12 protein-coding genes, 2 tRNA genes and 2 rRNA genes are annotated in these 16,256 nt (G+C 56.2%); 8 read left to right on the top strand and 8 right to left on the bottom strand.

Annotation, left to right across the window (positions count from 1 at the left end):
- Positions 1 to 144 precede the first annotated feature (144 nt).
- Entirely contained in the window at positions 145 to 567 is a 423-nt protein-coding gene (locus tag GJU48_RS22000) for an OsmC family protein (protein ID WP_003194686.1), read from the top strand.
- 67 nt (positions 568 to 634) lie between these two features.
- On the opposite strand, the gene coq7 is transcribed toward GJU48_RS22000, so the two are convergent.
- The 6 genes from coq7 to hemJ all read right to left on the bottom strand — a co-directional run bounded on the left by coq7 (position 635) and on the right by hemJ (position 5,085).
- A complete protein-coding gene (coq7, locus tag GJU48_RS21995) occupies positions 635 to 1,282 on the bottom strand; it encodes a 2-polyprenyl-3-methyl-6-methoxy-1,4-benzoquinone monooxygenase (RefSeq protein ID WP_017739622.1) in 648 nt (215 codons plus the stop codon).
- Positions 1,283 to 1,399: 117 nt separating this feature from the next.
- A complete protein-coding gene (locus GJU48_RS21990; protein ID WP_003210943.1) occupies positions 1,400 to 1,738 on the bottom strand; it encodes a histidine triad nucleotide-binding protein in 339 nt (112 codons plus the stop codon).
- Positions 1,739 to 1,783: 45 nt separating this feature from the next.
- A complete protein-coding gene (locus GJU48_RS21985; protein WP_094951425.1) occupies positions 1,784 to 2,572 on the bottom strand; it encodes an SDR family NAD(P)-dependent oxidoreductase in 789 nt (262 codons plus the stop codon).
- Positions 2,573 to 2,635: 63 nt separating this feature from the next.
- Entirely contained in the window at positions 2,636 to 3,601 is a 966-nt protein-coding gene (locus GJU48_RS21980; protein ID WP_094951426.1) for a DUF805 domain-containing protein, read from the bottom strand.
- Positions 3,602 to 3,669: 68 nt separating this feature from the next.
- Positions 3,670 to 4,632, bottom strand: coding sequence for an NAD(P)H-dependent flavin oxidoreductase (locus GJU48_RS21975; RefSeq protein ID WP_094951427.1), 963 nt, complete (start codon positions 4,630 to 4,632; stop codon positions 3,670 to 3,672).
- 24 nt (positions 4,633 to 4,656) lie between these two features.
- The gene (gene hemJ / locus GJU48_RS21970; RefSeq protein ID WP_094951428.1) at positions 4,657 to 5,085 is read right to left on the bottom strand and encodes a protoporphyrinogen oxidase HemJ; all 429 of its coding nucleotides are present in this window, start codon (positions 5,083 to 5,085) and stop codon (positions 4,657 to 4,659) included.
- A gap of 136 nt (positions 5,086 to 5,221) precedes the next feature.
- Here hemJ and argC point away from each other — a divergent pair, with 136 nt between their 5' ends.
- Together argC and erpA are read left to right on the top strand one after the other, a co-directional pair.
- The gene (gene argC, locus GJU48_RS21965; RefSeq protein WP_064454365.1) at positions 5,222 to 6,256 is read left to right on the top strand and encodes an N-acetyl-gamma-glutamyl-phosphate reductase; all 1,035 of its coding nucleotides are present in this window, start codon (positions 5,222 to 5,224) and stop codon (positions 6,254 to 6,256) included.
- A gap of 164 nt (positions 6,257 to 6,420) precedes the next feature.
- A complete protein-coding gene (erpA, locus tag GJU48_RS21960; protein WP_003176443.1) occupies positions 6,421 to 6,771 on the top strand; it encodes an iron-sulfur cluster insertion protein ErpA in 351 nt (116 codons plus the stop codon).
- Between the two features lie 77 nt (positions 6,772 to 6,848).
- Here the strand turns inward: erpA and GJU48_RS21955 are convergent, their stop codons facing one another.
- Both GJU48_RS21955 and GJU48_RS21950 read right to left on the bottom strand, forming a co-directional pair.
- Entirely contained in the window at positions 6,849 to 7,940 is a 1,092-nt protein-coding gene (locus GJU48_RS21955; RefSeq protein WP_094951429.1) for an anhydro-N-acetylmuramic acid kinase, read from the bottom strand.
- Between the two features lie 3 nt (positions 7,941 to 7,943).
- The gene (locus GJU48_RS21950; protein ID WP_094951430.1) at positions 7,944 to 9,347 is read right to left on the bottom strand and encodes a peptidoglycan DD-metalloendopeptidase family protein; all 1,404 of its coding nucleotides are present in this window, start codon (positions 9,345 to 9,347) and stop codon (positions 7,944 to 7,946) included.
- A gap of 210 nt (positions 9,348 to 9,557) precedes the next feature.
- Here GJU48_RS21950 and tyrS point away from each other — a divergent pair, with 210 nt between their 5' ends.
- The 5 genes from tyrS to GJU48_RS21920 all read left to right on the top strand — a co-directional run bounded on the left by tyrS (position 9,558) and on the right by GJU48_RS21920 (position 16,229).
- Complete coding sequence (tyrS, locus tag GJU48_RS21945) at positions 9,558 to 10,757, top strand: tyrosine--tRNA ligase (RefSeq protein ID WP_094951431.1); 1,200 nt, start codon at positions 9,558 to 9,560, stop codon at positions 10,755 to 10,757.
- 553 nt (positions 10,758 to 11,310) lie between these two features.
- A 16S ribosomal RNA gene (locus GJU48_RS21935) occupies positions 11,311 to 12,844 on the top strand.
- Between the two features lie 82 nt (positions 12,845 to 12,926).
- A tRNA-Ile gene (locus tag GJU48_RS21930) sits at positions 12,927 to 13,003 on the top strand.
- A 28-nt stretch (positions 13,004 to 13,031) separates the two neighbouring features.
- Positions 13,032 to 13,107, top strand: a tRNA-Ala gene (locus GJU48_RS21925).
- A gap of 230 nt (positions 13,108 to 13,337) precedes the next feature.
- Positions 13,338 to 16,229: ribosomal RNA gene (locus GJU48_RS21920) — 23S ribosomal RNA — on the top strand.
- The 16S and 23S rRNA genes sit together here with 2 tRNA genes alongside, the layout of an rRNA operon.
- The last annotated feature ends 27 nt before the right edge of the window (positions 16,230 to 16,256 follow it).

Below are 16,256 nucleotides of genomic sequence, written 5' to 3'. Positions count from 1 at the left end.
TGGCGCCAGCTTACCAGACACATTCTGCCTCGATTAAGGAATTTACCCGGCAAACGTTGTCATTGATCGTTTTCAGGAAGAAAGCTGCTGCTTCGAGGCTCTGTGCTAAGCTGGCGACCCTTTTTTAGCAGTGGAGTCTGGGCGATGAAGGCACGCATCCAATGGGCGGGCGAAGCCATGTTCCTCGGTGAATCGGGCAGTGGCCATGTAGTGGTCATGGACGGCCCGCCGGAAGCCGGTGGCCGTAACCTAGGCGTACGCCCGATGGAAATGCTCCTGCTGGGTGTTGGCGGTTGCAGCAATTTCGACGTGGTCAGCATCCTGAAGAAATCCCGACAGGCTGTGGAAAGCTGCGAAGCTTTTCTGGAAGCCGAGCGCGCCACTGAAGATCCCAAGGTGTTTACCAAGATCCATATGCATTTTGTGGTGAAGGGCAGGGCGCTGAAAGAAGCTCAGGTCAAGCGTGCCATTGAGCTGTCAGCTGAGAAGTATTGCTCGGCGTCGATCATGCTCGGCGCAGCTGGTGTGGTCATTACTCATGATTACGAGATCATCGAGTTGGGTTGATCGCCAGTCGGCAAAAAAAGAAGGGCGCCTCGATGGCGCCCTTTTTTGTGGATCAGATTCGATGCACCTAAATTCGATAGGTGCTTTTGGTCATGACCTTGGCCAAAAGGCTCATGCCAAACCTGACCGGCGCCGGGAAGCGGAAACCGCCCGCATCCAGTGCGCTTTCGGCGTGGTGTTCTTCATCAATGCGCATCTGCTCAAGGATGGCGCGGGACTTTTCGTCTTCGGCCGGCAGTTGCTCAAGGTGCTCATCCAGGTGTTTGCACACCTGATGTTCGGTCGCGGCGACAAACCCGAGGCTGACCTTGTCGCTTATCAAGCCGGCAGCCGCACCGATACCGAACGACAAACCGTAAAACAGTGGGTTCAGCACACTGGGATGGCTACCCAGCTGGCGAATGCGCTGCTCGCACCAGGCCAAGTGGTCAATTTCTTCCTCGGCGGCATGTTCCATCGCTGCACGTACTTGCGGCAGCTTGGCAGTCAGCGCCTGGCCCTGGTACAGCGCCTGGGCACAGACTTCGCCGGTATGGTTGATACGCATCAGGCCGGCGACGTGGCGGGTGTCGGTTTCGCTCATCTGCGCGTCAGGCTGCACGATGGCGGGCGATGGGCGGTACGGTTGGCCGCTGAACGGCAACAGCGTGCGCATGGCCATGTCGGCTTGCAGCAACAGGCGGTCAATCGGCGAGTAGTGACGTTGGGTAGTCATGCTGACCTCCGGGAAGAATCTCGGCGGCCAGTTTACCGCAAGAGAGGGCGAAGCGTTTGCGCTGAGTCAAGGGCATGAGGTCGCAGCCTGGGGCCACGACCTATGCAGCAAGGCTGATCAGCCCGGTGGCCAGTTCATCTGGCGCTGACCCAGTACGTGCATGTGGATGTGGTAAACGGTCTGGCCGCCATCCTCATTGCAGTTCATGACCACGCGAAAGCCTTTCTCGCAGCCTTGCTCCACCGCCAGCCGCTGAGCGGTGAACAGAATGTGGCCGGCCAGGGCTTTGTCTTCTTCGGTGAGGTCATTGAGGGTGCGAATCGGCTTTTTTGGAATGACCAAAAAATGCACGGGCGCCATTGGGGCAATGTCGTGGAAGGCGAGGACCTGGTCATCTTCGTAGATGATCTTCGCCGGTATTTCCCTGTTGATGATCTTGGTGAACAGAGTATCCACAGCTGTTTCTCCATTGTGAAAGTGCAGGGGAGTGTACCCAGCCAGTCAGCGTGGGCAATAGGCCTTGTTGATCGCGCCGGCAATCTTGCGCGTCAGCCAGCGTGGGCTAAAACGCGGGCTGAATGCCAGCCAGCGGTTGCGTCGGCCGGGAATGATGATGGCTTTGTTTTTTTCCAGTGCGCGAACGGTGTAGAGCGCGACTTCTTCCGGGCTCATCAACTGTTGGCTGCGGTCGAGCTTGGCGGTGTCCATTTGCGCGGTGCCGAAGAACGCGGTGCGCGTAGGGCCAGGGCACAGCACCGATACCTGGATGCCGCAGGTCTTCAGCTCTTCGCGCAGGCCTTCGGAAAAGTGCAGCACATACGCCTTGCTGGCGTAATAGCTGCTCATCCAGGGGCCGGGCTGGAAGGCTGCAACCGAGGCAACATTGAGAATATGCCCGCCGCCCTGCAACGCCATGGCATTGCCCAGGGCATGGCACATGCGGGTCAGGGCGAGGATGTTGACTTCGATCAGGTCTTGTTCGGTCATCCAGTCCTGGGCCAGGAAGGGCCCGCTGGTGCCCATGCCGGCGCAGTTGACCAGCAGGTCGATCTGGCGCTCACCCTCTTCAAGTTCCAGCAGAAACCCGGACAAACGCAATGGCTCACCCAAGTCGCAGGCTCGAAACAGCACCTCGACGCCGAAGCGTTGAGTCAGTTCGATTGCAATGCTTTCCAACTGATCACGCTGGCGGGCTACCAGAATCAAGCTGCGGCCGCGACGGGCCAGTGCTTCGGCCAAGGCCAGGCCGATGCCGCTGGAGGCACCGGTGATCAGAGCGTAACGGGTCATGCCTTTCTCCATCGCAACGCCGCCGGGCCTGTGACAGAGGCATCACAGGCGGCGGGCGTTTCTTCACTGTTCTGGAGAGTCTACAGGTTCGGCCGCGTCGTCAGCACTTTGCGCGCCTTCTTCTTCATCAACGGTGACGCTTTGATCGGTGGCGTCATCGGAGGTGATGGAGCTGCTTTCGTAGCTGCTGTCTATGTTGGCTTCGAGCTGATTCAGGTAGCCGTTCATGCCCAGCGTCACCAGAATGGCGAGCATCACCGGAATGAACGCCAGCCACAGCGCGGCCAGCACTTTTACCGCTGTGGAGTTGCGCGGCGGTGGCGGGCCGTACTGGTTGGCGCCGGTATTGCCCGGCAGTACCAGCAACAGCAGTGGGAAAATGCTGTTTACGAACGGCACCAGGTTCAGGAAGTACAGCCAGCCTGACCACCCGAGGTCGTGCAGGCGCTGCACACCGATTTGCACACTGACCCAGACAATCGCTACAAACAATGCGAAACCCAGCAGCGAGCCAAGAATGACGCCCGCTGTTGGCGAGGCGGTCGCCACGGCGAAGCTAGCGGTGGAGATGATCCCCCCGATGACCAGCATCGCGATGGTCAGTACCAGCGTCCAGGCCAGGTAGCGCAGGCGGCCGATACGCCCGTGGATGGTGAAGACTTTGAGCGTCGAGTACTCCGCAGTGTTGTCACCCACAGCGGCACGCGGCGGTGCATAGGGCGAAGCGGCAGGACGTGAGAAGTCCGAGGCGCCGGAATCGGTCTCGTGCGCTTCGGCCAAGCTGAAGGCCACAGGTTGTTCAGGCTCGATACGGGCATCGACACCGGCGTTTTGCAGCGCGGTGAGGTAGGTTTCGGCGTCGGAACGCGACAGGTCACGCTTGAGCGCTACCGAGCGGCCGGTGAAGAGTTTCTCGATGGCTTCCACATCGCTTTTGAATAGCTCGGCGAGGTTCAATTTGGCGGTTGTGCTTTCGACACCCGGGAGCAAGGCTCCGTCAAACACAATCTTGAAACGGTTGTCGCTCATGCGGGCATCCTTGTCACTTAATCAGGAAGGGGAGTGCAGGTCGGCTTAATCAGCAGACCTGGCGGTGATCAACGCGGCCATTGTAACTGGGTGGCCTGCTCGCGCGCTTTGCGATATTCGGCATCCAGGCGCGCAATCAGTTCATCGACGCTGGGCAAGTCATCAATTTCACCGACGCCTTGGCCGGCGGACCATACCGTTTTCCAGGCCTTGGCCTCCTCGCTCAACGGCTTGAGCTTGGAACCAAAATTGACTTCACCTTTGCCCTGCAGGGCGGCGAGGTCGAAACCGGCGTTTTCCAGGCTCTGGCGCATAAAGCTGGCGGGCACGCCAGAGACTGCCGGAGTGTGCACGATGTCGGCAGCGCGCGATGTGAGCAGCATCTCTTTATACGCATCCGGGGCATGGCTTTCGGTGGTGCCGATAAAGCGTGTGCCGAAATAAGCCAGGTCTGCGCCCAGCAATTGGGCGGCGAGGATCTCGTGCCCATGGTTGAGGCAGCCGGCCAACAGCAGGGTTTTGTCGAAGAATTGGCGAATCTCTGCAATTAATGCGAATGGGCTCCAGGTGCCGGCATGGCCGCCTGCGCCTGCGGCCACGGCGATCAGGCCATCAACACCTGCTTGCGCGGCTTTTTCGGCATGGCGCCGGGTGGTGACATCGTGAAACACCAGGCCGCCGTAACTGTGCACGGCATCCACCAGTTCCTTCACCGCGCCCAGGCTGGTAATCACGATCGGCACCTTGTGCTCGACGCAGATCGCCAGGTCGGCTTCCAGGCGTGGGTTACTGTTGTGCACGATCAGGTTAACGGCATAGGGCGCGGGGTTGTCCAGTTGTGCCAGGCCCGCTTCGATTTCTTCCAGCCAGGCTTTGAAACCACTGCTTTCGCGCTGGTTGAGCGCTGGGAAACTCCCGACCACGCCATTGCGACAGCAGGCTAGGACCAGCTGCGGGTTGGAAATCAGGAACATCGGCGCAGCCACTACGGGCAGGCGCAGACGTTGTTCAAGCAAAGCGGGCAATGACATTGGAGGTACCCCGAGTGATTGAAGTTAAAACGGTTTGACCACGACCAAAATTACGATAGCCAGCAATATCAGAACCGGCACTTCATTGAACCAGCGATAAAAGACATGGCTGCGGGTGTTTTCGCCACGGGCGAAGCGTTTTACCTGCGCGCCGCACATATGGTGGTAGCCGATCAGCAGTACGACCAAGGTCAGCTTGGCATGGAGCCAGGCGCCGGATTGAAAGATGGCAGGGTTGAGGTAGATCAGCCAGCCGCCGAATATCAGGGTGGCGATCATCGCCGGGCCCATGATGCCGCGATAGAGCTTGCGCTCCATGATGCAGAAGCGTTCTTTGCTGACGGTGTCCTCACTTTGCGCGTGGTAGACGAACAGGCGTGGCAGGTAGAACAGCGCGGCAAACCAGCAGACGACGCTGACGATGTGGAAGGCTTTGATCCATAGATAGAGCATTTCTAATTATTCCCAGGTTCACGGTAACTGGAGATAGTAGTGGCTCATGCGCCCGTACGTCACGTTGACGGTTGTCGCAGGACGATACGGCCCCTATTATCGACGGCTTTCCAGTGGGTTCGTTGAGGGCAGGTTTATGGTCAAGGTCGGTATCGTCGGCGGCACGGGTTACACCGGTGTCGAATTGCTGCGTCTGTTGGCTCAGCATCCGCAAGCAGAGGTGGTGGTCATCACTTCCCGATCCGAGGCCGGGCTGGCCGTGGCCGATATGTACCCGAACCTGCGAGGCCACTATGATGGCCTGGCGTTCAGCGTGCCGGACATCAAGACCCTGGGTGCCTGTGACGTGGTGTTCTTTGCCACGCCTCACGGTGTTGCGCATGCGTTGGCTGGCGAACTGTTGGCGGCGGGCACCAAGGTCATCGACCTGTCTGCCGACTTCCGCTTGCAGGATGCTGATGAGTGGGCCAAGTGGTACGGCCAGCCACATGGCGCGCCTGAGTTGTTGGAAGAGGCGGTGTACGGCCTGCCGGAAGTCAATCGCGAGCAGATCAAGCAAGCGCGCCTGATTGCCGTGCCGGGTTGCTATCCGACCGCAACGCAGCTGGGTTTCCTGCCATTGCTGGAGGCCGGCTTGGCAGATACTTCGCGCCTGATCGCCGACTGTAAGTCGGGTGTGAGCGGTGCCGGTCGTGGGGCAGCGGTAGGTTCGCTGTACTCTGAGACGTCGGAAAGCATGAAGGCCTATGCGGTAAAAGGGCATCGTCACTTGCCGGAGATTCGCCAGGGGCTGCGTCGCGCCGCCGGTAAAGACGTGGGCCTTACCTTCGTGCCGCACCTGACGCCGATGATCCGTGGCATTCACTCCACGTTGTACGCCACCGTGGTGGATCGCTCGGTAGACCTGCAAGCCTTGTTTGAAAAACGCTACGCCAACGAACCGTTCGTCGATGTAATGCCTGCCGGCAGCCACCCGGAAACCCGTAGCGTGCGCGGTGCCAACGTATGCCGGATTGCCGTGCATCGTCCGCAGGATGGCGACCTGGTGGTGGTGCTGTCGGTGATCGACAATCTGGTTAAAGGCGCTTCGGGCCAGGCTGTGCAGAACATGAACATCCTCTTCGGCCTGGATGAGAAGTTGGGCCTGTCCCACGCTGGAATGCTGCCGTAAGGCTTGGCGACTGATTACAAAAGGCCCGTTGATCGGGCCTTTTGTGTTTTTAAGGGCCGCAGCGCAGATTGATATACCGTAACAATAGTTGACCGCTTTTCTAGGAGAAGCGGATAATGCCCGTCATTACGCATATGGCGGCGGTACGCCGGGAGATTATCAGCATGAGCGTTGAGTCCTTCACCCCCACGGCTTTGCAATTCACCCACGGTGCTGCGCACAAGGTGAAGAGCCTGGTCGATGAAGAGGGTAATGATCGCTTGAAGCTGCGCGTATTTGTTACGGGCGGCGGTTGTTCAGGGTTTCAGTACGGTTTTACCTTCGATGAAGATGTGGCCGATGACGACACCATCGTCGAGCGCGAGGGCGTCAGCCTGGTCGTGGACCCGATGAGCTTCCAATACCTGGCAGGTGCCGAGGTGGATTACCAGGAAGGTCTGGAAGGCTCGCGTTTCGTGATCAAGAACCCTAATGCCACCACGACGTGTGGCTGCGGGTCTTCGTTCTCGATCTGATCGACTGCGCGATACAAGAACGCCGCTTGGCTTTGATCGGCCAAGCGGCGTTTTGCTGTCTGCGAATTATGAAGACGTCAGGCCGGGTAGATCGCGCCCAGTACCCGCAGCCCGAGTGCGCCGGTGACGCTGGGGCGGTTGGCGGCTATGCCTTCGAGGCAGCAATGCGCCAGCCAGGCGAAGGCCATGGCTTCGACCCAGTCAGGATCGACGCCATAAGTGGCGGTGCTGCTGACCTGGGTGGAAGGCAACAGTGCCGCCAGACGACTCATCAGTGCGGCGTTATGTGCGCCGCCGCCACAGATCAGCAGGGTTTCGGTGTCGGTCTGTGCGGCTTGCAGGGACTCGACGATGGTGAGTGCCGTCAGTTCAAGCAGGGTTGCTTGCACATCCTGGGGTTGCAGTGCTGGCAATCGACCGAGGTGGAGTTGCAGCCATCCCAGGTTGAAGACTTCTCGGCCGGTGCTTTTTGGGCCTTTAGTCAGGAAGAAGGGATCGCTGAGCAGGGCGTTGAGTAGTTGAGCCTCGACCTTGCCACTGGCCGCCCATTGGCCGTCGCGATCAAAGTGCTCACCACGTTGATGGTGAATCCAGGCATCCAGCAGCACGTTGCCCGGCCCGCAGTCAAAGCCGGCTACGGGCTTGCCCGTCTCGATCAGGCTGAGGTTACTGAACCCGCCGACGTTCAATACGGCACGGTTGCCGCTGTGTTCGCCAAATAATGCTTCATGAAAGGCGGGTACCAGCGGCGCGCCTTGGCCGCCAGCGGCCACATCACGGCTGCGGAAATCGCTGACGACGGTAATGCCTGTCAGTTCGGTCAGCAGGGCGGGGTTGCCAATCTGCACGGTAAAACCTCGAGCAGGTTCATGGCGGATGGTTTGGCCGTGGCTGCCAATCGCGCGGATGTCCTGAGGCTTGAGGTTCTGTTGTTCCAGCAAAGCATGGATGCCCTGGGCGGCAAGTGTCACCCAGTGCTGCTGGACGATTGCCGAGCGGGCGATCTCGTCCGGGCCGCTGGCGCATAGGTTCAGCAACTCAGCACGCAGGCTGTCGGGCATCGGGATGTAGTGCGTGGCGATCAGTTTGATCGCCGGGTCTTGTTCGATCAGGGCGATATCCAGGCCATCAAGGCTGGTCCCGGACATCACACCTATATAGCGCGGCATACCTTAGCGCTTCGCCGAGGCCAGCAGGGTAGAGCGCTCCTGGTCCATGCGTGCCATCAGCGGCTGGCTTTGCTGCAGGAAGCGGGCCCGCTCGGCTTTGGCGATCGGGTCGGCCATCGGCAGCTTCTGGCCCAGTGGGTCAACGTGGACGCCATTCACCTGGAACTCATAGTGCAAGTGCGGACCGGTGGACAGGCCGGTGGTACCGATATAACCGATTACTTGGCCTTGCTTAACGTTGCCGCCCGTCGACACGCCCTTGGCGAACCCTTGCATGTGGCCATACAGCGTACGGTAGGTGTTGCCGTGCTGGATGATCACAGTATTGCCGTAGCCGCCGCGACGCCCGGCCAGCAGAACCTTGCCGTCACCGGCCGCCTTGATTGGCGTGCCACGTGGGGCGGCATAGTCGACGCCTTTGTGGGCGCGGATCTTGTTCAGGATCGGATGCTTGCGCCCCATCGAGAAGCGCGAGCTGATGCGGGCGAAGTCCACTGGCGTGCGGATGAAGGCCTTGCGCATGCTGTTGCCATCAGCCGTGTAGTAGCTGCTATTGCCTTGTTTGTTGGTGTAGCGCACTGCGGTGTAGGTCTTGCCGCGGTTGGTGAAGCGTGCGGACAGGATATTGCCAGTGCCGACGACTTTGCCGTTGGCGACTTTCTGCTCGTAGATCACGTCGAATTCGTCACCCTGGCGGATGTCCTGGGCGAAGTCGATGTCGTAGCCAAACACACTGGCCATGTCCATGGTCATGCTGTGAGACAGGCCCGCGCGGGCGGCCGATTGCGACAGGGAGCTGTTGATCACGCCGTGTACGTAGGCGGAGCGCATAACCGGTTTGGTGGTGGTGCGGTTGAAAGCGAAGCCTTTGGCGCCCTTGGTCAGGGTGATGCTTTCGAGGTCGCTGACACTGCTGTGCAGGTTGTTCAACTGGCCGTTGGGCGACAATTCGAATTCAAGTTTCTGGCCGTGTTTGAGCTGAGTGAATTGTTTGGCTTGTTTATCGCTGGCCAGCACCTCATTAACAGTGGCAGCTGGCAGGCCGACCTTCTCGAACAGGGTCGACAGCGTGTCGCCTTTGGCCACGATCACTTCGCGGTGCAGCGGGTTCTTGGCCGCGGGCGGCTCTTGGGTGGCTTGTTGAGTGTCCCCAGGCGTGCTTTCTATCTGTGCGAACGGCGACTCAACAGGTGCATTTGTGGCTTGTTGCACGTCGGCAGCGTCTTGATCTTGTGTCAGTTGGTCAACTGGACTTTCCAAGTCAAGGCTCAGGGACGTTCGTTTGGCTTCTACGTCACTGGAAGGGAATACCAGGAGTGCCAGGCTGAGAAGGGCGGCGATACCACTTGCGGCGAGCAGGTGGGTCTTCGGGTAAAGCGGCGGCGCTTTAGACGGTTCTGTGGTCATAAGTAGTTTTTGACTTTAAAGATGAAATGGAAAAGATGAATGACATGATGAAGATGAAATAACTGTATAAAATATAACCAAATCATCTGTGGCGCAAGCTCGCGAACGCTGGGCTTGCTGAACGGTGTCCGTGCGCAGGGCAAAACTTGTAATTAGTCCCTGATCTTGTATGGTTGGTTCCCTTTTGAATCTGAGCCTTGCGGGTCTGTTATGAAGTCGGTTGAAGAGCAGCTAGCGCTGATAAAACGTGGTGCGGAAGAACTGTTGGTCGAGGCCGAGCTGATCGAAAAGCTCAAGCGTGGCCAATCCCTGCGTATTAAGGCTGGCTTCGATCCTACGGCGCCGGACCTGCACCTGGGTCATACCGTGCTTATTAATAAGCTGCGTCAGTTCCAGGAGCTGGGGCATCAGGTCATCTTCCTTATAGGTGACTTCACTGGGATGATCGGCGATCCGAGCGGCAAGAGCGCGACGCGTCCGCCGTTGACCCGTGAACAGGTTCTCGATAATGCCGAGACCTATAAGACCCAAGTGTTCAAGATTCTCGATCCAGCCAAGACCGAGGTGGCGTTCAACTCCACCTGGATGGACCAGATGGGCCCGGCGGACTTCATTCGCCTGACATCCCAGTACACCGTGGCGCGCATGCTTGAGCGTGACGACTTCGACAAGCGTTACTCCACCAACCAGCCAATTGCGATTCACGAGTTCTTGTACCCGCTGGTTCAAGGGTATGACTCGGTGGCGTTGCGCGCGGACGTTGAGCTGGGTGGCACTGATCAGAAGTTCAACCTGCTGATGGGGCGTGAACTGCAGCGTGCATACGGGCAAGAGGCTCAGTGCATTCTGACCATGCCGTTGCTGGAAGGGTTGGATGGCGTCAAGAAGATGTCCAAGTCTTTGGGTAACTATGTCGGTATCCAGGAAGCGCCGGGTGTGATGTACGGCAAGCTGGTTTCTATTCCTGATGCGCTGATGTGGCGTTACTTCGAGCTGTTGAGCTTCCGCTCGATGGACGAGATCAATGCGCTGCGCGCTGAAGTCGAGGCGGGCGCCAATCCGCGCGACGTGAAGATCAAGCTGGCGGAAGAAATCGTTGCGCGCTTCCATGGTGAAGAGGCTGCGGCGAGTGCTCATCGTGCGGCAGGTAATCGCATGAAAGATGGCGAGCTGCCGGATGATCTGCCGGAGATCGAGTTGACCGCTGCTGAGGCGATGCCGATTGCCGCTGTCCTTAATAAGGCTGGCCTGGTGAAGAACTCGGCAGTTGCTCGCGATCTGTTGGGCTCCGGCGGTGTGCGTATAGATGGTGAGGTTGTAGATCGCACCTTTATATACGAGCTAGGCGCGACCCACGTTTGCCAGGCCGGGAAGAAGGCATTTGCGCGTATTACGCTCAAATCCGAATAAACCTGAAATTAAGTGTTGACGGCGTTTTGTATCTGTCTATAATTCGCCCCACTTCCGGCGCAGTCGAAACGGAAAACTCCTTGGTAAACAAAGAGTTATGCAGAATTCGACAGCGGTTCGCTTCAGTTAATCGAAGTCCAGAAGGAGTTAGTGGAGCAGTGTTGTTTGGCTCTATTAACGTTTCGATCTTCTCGGTCGAAAGCGGAGAAAAAGAGGTGTTGACAGCAGCGTGTAACGCTGTAGAATTCGCCTCCCGCTAACGAGAGGTCGGAGGCGCAAGTGGTTGAAGTTGTTGAAGAAATCTTCGAAAACTTCTGAAAATAATCACTTGACAGCAAATGAGGCTGCTGTAGAATGCGCGCCTCGGTTGAGACGAAAGATCTTAACCAACCGCTCTTTAACAACTGAATCAAGCAATTCGTGTGGGTGCTTGTGGAGTCAGACTGATAGTCAACAAGATTATCAGCATCGCAAGTTACTCCGCGAGAAATCAAAGATGTAACCAACGATTGCTGAGCCAAGTTTAGGGTTTCTTAAAAACCCAAAGATGTTTGAACTGAAGAGTTTGATCATGGCTCAGATTGAACGCTGGCGGCAGGCCTAACACATGCAAGTCGAGCGGTAGAGAGAAGCTTGCTTCTCTTGAGAGCGGCGGACGGGTGAGTAATGCCTAGGAATCTGCCTGGTAGTGGGGGATAACGTTCGGAAACGGACGCTAATACCGCATACGTCCTACGGGAGAAAGCAGGGGACCTTCGGGCCTTGCGCTATCAGATGAGCCTAGGTCGGATTAGCTAGTTGGTGAGGTAATGGCTCACCAAGGCTACGATCCGTAACTGGTCTGAGAGGATGATCAGTCACACTGGAACTGAGACACGGTCCAGACTCCTACGGGAGGCAGCAGTGGGGAATATTGGACAATGGGCGAAAGCCTGATCCAGCCATGCCGCGTGTGTGAAGAAGGTCTTCGGATTGTAAAGCACTTTAAGTTGGGAGGAAGAGCAGTTACCTAATACGTTTGTTTTGACGTTACCGACAGAATAAGCACCGGCTAACTCTGTGCCAGCAGCCGCGGTAATACAGAGGGTGCAAGCGTTAATCGGAATTACTGGGCGTAAAGCGCGCGTAGGTGGTTTGTTAAGTTGGATGTGAAATCCCCGGGCTCAACCTGGGAACTGCATTCAAAACTGACTGACTAGAGTATGGTAGAGGGTGGTGGAATTTCCTGTGTAGCGGTGAAATGCGTAGATATAGGAAGGAACACCAGTGGCGAAGGCGACCACCTGGACAATACTGACACTGAGGTGCGAAAGCGTGGGGAGCAAACAGGATTAGATACCCTGGTAGTCCACGCCGTAAACGATGTCAACTAGCCGTTGGGAGCCTTGAGCTCTTAGTGGCGCAGCTAACGCATTAAGTTGACCGCCTGGGGAGTACGGCCGCAAGGTTAAAACTCAAATGAATTGACGGGGGCCCGCACAAGCGGTGGAGCATGTGGTTTAATTCGAAGCAACGCGAAGAACCTTACCAGGCCTTGACATCCAATGAACTTTCTAGAGATAGATTGGTGCCTTCGGGAACATTGAGACAGGTGCTGCATGGCTGTCGTCAGCTCGTGTCGTGAGATGTTGGGTTAAGTCCCGTAACGAGCGCAACCCTTGTCCTTAGTTACCAGCACGTAATGGTGGGCACTCTAAGGAGACTGCCGGTGACAAACCGGAGGAAGGTGGGGATGACGTCAAGTCATCATGGCCCTTACGGCCTGGGCTACACACGTGCTACAATGGTCGGTACAGAGGGTTGCCAAGCCGCGAGGTGGAGCTAATCCCACAAAACCGATCGTAGTCCGGATCGCAGTCTGCAACTCGACTGCGTGAAGTCGGAATCGCTAGTAATCGCGAATCAGAATGTCGCGGTGAATACGTTCCCGGGCCTTGTACACACCGCCCGTCACACCATGGGAGTGGGTTGCACCAGAAGTAGCTAGTCTAACCTTCGGGAGGACGGTTACCACGGTGTGATTCATGACTGGGGTGAAGTCGTAACAAGGTAGCCGTAGGGGAACCTGCGGCTGGATCACCTCCTTAATCGACGACATCAGCTGCTCCATAAGTTCCCACACGAATTGCTTGATTCATTGAAGAAGACGATAAGAAGCAGCCCGAAATTGGGTCTGTAGCTCAGTTGGTTAGAGCGCACCCCTGATAAGGGTGAGGTCGGCAGTTCGAATCTGCCCAGACCCACCAATCTGCCCAGACCCACCAATTTTGTTATGGGGCCATAGCTCAGCTGGGAGAGCGCCTGCCTTGCACGCAGGAGGTCAACGGTTCGATCCCGTTTGGCTCCACCATTAACTGCTTCTGCTGTTAGAGTTTAGAAATGAATATTCTGAAGTGAATATTGATTTCTTCTTTACGTTCTTTAAAAATTTGGGTATGTGATAGAAAGATAGACTGAACGTTACTTTCACTGGTAACGGATCAGGCTAAGGTAAAATTTGTGAGTTACTCGTAATTGAGTATTATCGAATTTTCGGCGAATGTTGTCTTCACAGTATAACCAGATTGCTTGGGGTTATATGGTCAAGTGAAGAAGCGCATACGGTGGATGCCTTGGCAGTCAGAGGCGATGAAAGACGTGGTAGCCTGCGAAAAGCTTCGGGGAGTCGGCAAACAGACTTTGATCCGGAGATGTCTGAATGGGGGAACCCAGCCATCATAAGATGGTTATCTTACGCTGAATACATAGGCGTAAGAGGCGAACCAGGGGAACTGAAACATCTAAGTACCCTGAGGAAAAGAAATCAACCGAGATTCCCTTAGTAGTGGCGAGCGAACGGGGACTAGCCCTTAAGTGGCTTTGAGATTAGCGGAACGCTCTGGAAAGTGCGGCCATAGTGGGTGATAGCCCTGTACGCGAAAATCTCTTAGTCATGAAATCGAGTAGGACGGAGCACGAGAAACTTTGTCTGAATATGGGGGGACCATCCTCCAAGGCTAAATACTACTGACTGACCGATAGTGAACTAGTACCGTGAGGGAAAGGCGAAAAGAACCCCGGAGAGGGGAGTGAAATAGATCCTGAAACCGTATGCGTACAAGCAGTGGGAGCCCACTTTGTTGGGTGACTGCGTACCTTTTGTATAATGGGTCAGCGACTTATTTTCAGTGGCGAGCTTAACCGAATAGGGGAGGCGTAGCGAAAGCGAGTCTTAATAGGGCGTCTAGTCGCTGGGAATAGACCCGAAACCGGGCGATCTATCCATGGGCAGGTTGAAGGTTGGGTAACACTAACTGGAGGACCGAACCGACTACCGTTGAAAAGTTAGCGGATGACCTGTGGATCGGAGTGAAAGGCTAATCAAGCTCGGAGATAGCTGGTTCTCCTCGAAAGCTATTTAGGTAGCGCCTCATGTATCACTGTAGGGGGTAGAGCACTGTTTCGGCTAGGGGGTCATCCCGACTTACCAAACCGATGCAAACTCCGAATACCTACAAGTGCCGAGCATGGGAGACACACGGCGGGTGCTAACGTCCGTCGTGAAAAGGGAAACAACCCAGACCGTCAGCTAAGGTCCCAAAGTTATGGTTAAGTGGGAAACGATGTGGGAAGGCTTAGACAGCTAGGAGGTTGGCTTAGAAGCAGCCACCCTTTAAAGAAAGCGTAATAGCTCACTAGTCGAGTCGGCCTGCGCGGAAGATGTAACGGGGCTCAAACCATACACCGAAGCTACGGGTATCACTTAGGTGATGCGGTAGAGGAGCGTTCTGTAAGCCTGTGAAGGTGAGTTGAGAAGCTTGCTGGAGGTATCAGAAGTGCGAATGCTGACATGAGTAACGACAATGGGTGTGAAAAACACCCACGCCGAAAGACCAAGGTTTCCTGCGCAACGTTAATCGACGCAGGGTTAGTCGGTCCCTAAGGCGAGGCTGAAAAGCGTAGTCGATGGAAAACAGGTTAATATTCCTGTACTTCTGGTTATTGCGATGGAGGGACGGAGAAGGCTAGGCCAGCTTGGCGTTGGTTGTCCAAGTTTAAGGTGGTAGGCTGGAATCTTAGGTAAATCCGGGATTCTAAGGCCGAGAGCTGATGACGAGTTAACTTTTAGTTAACGAAGTGGTTGATGCCATGCTTCCAAGAAAAGCTTCTAAGCTTCAGGTAACCAGGAACCGTACCCCAAACCGACACAGGTGGTTGGGTAGAGAATACCAAGGCGCTTGAGAGAACTCGGGTGAAGGAACTAGGCAAAATGGCACCGTAACTTCGGGAGAAGGTGCGCCGGTGAGGGTGAAGGACTTGCTCCGTAAGCTCATGCCGGTCGAAGATACCAGGCCGCTGCGACTGTTTATTAAAAACACAGCACTCTGCAAACACGAAAGTGGACGTATAGGGTGTGACGCCTGCCCGGTGCCGGAAGGTTAATTGATGGGGTTAGCTAACGCGAAGCTCTTGATCGAAGCCCCGGTAAACGGCGGCCGTAACTATAACGGTCCTAAGGTAGCGAAATTCCTTGTCGGGTAAGTTCCGACCTGCACGAATGGCGTAACGATGGCGGCGCTGTCTCCACCCGAGACTCAGTGAAATTGAAATCGCTGTGAAGATGCAGTGTATCCGCGGCTAGACGGAAAGACCCCGTGAACCTTTACTATAGCTTTGCACTGGACTTTGAATTTGCTTGTGTAGGATAGGTGGGAGGCTTTGAAGCGTGGACGCCAGTTCGCGTGGAGCCAACCTTGAAATACCACCCTGGCAACTTTGAGGTTCTAACTCAGGTCCGTTATCCGGATCGAGGACAGTGTATGGTGGGTAGTTTGACTGGGGCGGTCTCCTCCTAAAGAGTAACGGAGGAGTACGAAGGTGCGCTCAGACCGGTCGGAAATCGGTCGTAGAGTATAAAGGCAAAAGCGCGCTTGACTGCGAGACAGACACGTCGAGCAGGTACGAAAGTAGGTCTTAGTGATCCGGTGGTTCTGTATGGAAGGGCCATCGCTCAACGGATAAAAGGTACTCCGGGGATAACAGGCTGATACCGCCCAAGAGTTCATATCGACGGCGGTGTTTGGCACCTCGATGTCGGCTCATCACATCCTGGGGCTGAAGCCGGTCCCAAGGGTATGGCTGTTCGCCATTTAAAGTGGTACGCGAGCTGGGTTTAGAACGTCGTGAGACAGTTCGGTCCCTATCTGCCGTGGACGTTTGAGATTTGAGAGGGGCTGCTCCTAGTACGAGAGGACCGGAGTGGACGAACCTCTGGTGTTCCGGTTGTCACGCCAGTGGCATTGCCGGGTAGCTATGTTCGGAATAGATAACCGCTGAAAGCATCTAAGCGGGAAACTAGCCTCAAGATGAGATCTCACTGGGACCTTGAGTCCCCTGAAGGGCCGTCGAAGACTACGACGTTGATAGGTTGGGTGTGTAAGCGCTGTGAGGCGTTGAGCTAACCAATACTAATTGCCCGTGAGGCTTGACCATATAACACCCAAGCAATTTGACTACTTC

This window comes from Pseudomonas sp. IB20, assembly GCF_009707325.1.
Classification (GTDB): Bacteria; Pseudomonadota; Gammaproteobacteria; order Pseudomonadales; family Pseudomonadaceae; genus Aquipseudomonas.
Note: the sequence above shows the minus strand (reverse complement) of the source record. Positions and strands in the feature narration are given on the sequence as shown.